This is a genomic window from Acidovorax sp. HMWF018, from assembly GCF_003061035.1.
Lineage (GTDB): Bacteria > Pseudomonadota > Gammaproteobacteria > Burkholderiales > Burkholderiaceae_C > Acidovorax > Acidovorax delafieldii.
Map to the genome: position 1 here is coordinate 1 of NZ_QAIM01000565.1, position 583 is coordinate 583.

The following is a 583-nucleotide window of genomic DNA, read 5'->3' on the forward strand; positions in this document are numbered from 1 at the left end:
GGCCGGGGACAGGTGCGCCTGCGAGCGCCTCCCTCCCCACGCAATTCTCCGTCCCACAACGTCATCCACCACCCACCAGGAGCACCCCCATGAACGCACCCACTTCCCACCCCGTGGTTTCTGCCGACGAATGGCTGGCCCAGCGCCACGCGCTGCTGGCCCGCGAGAAGGCCCTGACCCGCCTGCATGATGAGGTCGCCGCGCAGCGCCGCGCGCTGCCCTGGACCCGCGTGGACAAGCGCTACATGCTGGACACGCTGCAGGGCCCGCGCGCCTTGGCCGACCTGTTCGATGGCCGCAGCCAGCTGCTCGTGCAGCACTTCATGTTCGGCCCGGGGTGGGATCAGGGCTGTCCCAGCTGCTCCTTCATGGCCGACCACATGGGCGGCATGGAGCTGCACCTGCAGCACCGCGACGTGTCGGTGCTCGCCGTCTCGCGCGCGCCGCTGGCCGAGATCGAGCGCTTTCGCCAGCGCATGGGCTGGCAGTTTCGCTGGGCGTCATCGCACGGCAGCGACTTCAACCACGACTTTGCCGTGAGCTTCACGCCCGAGCAGCGCGCACGCGGCAACGGCGAGGTGTT

At 69.6% G+C, this 583-nt stretch carries 1 protein-coding gene; it reads left to right on the top strand.

What is annotated here, in order from left to right:
- Nucleotides 1–89 precede the first annotated feature (89 nt).
- Nucleotides 90–583 (top strand): DUF899 family protein (locus DBR23_RS24195; RefSeq protein ID WP_233250710.1); only part of this gene is annotated, 494 nt, incomplete at its 3' end.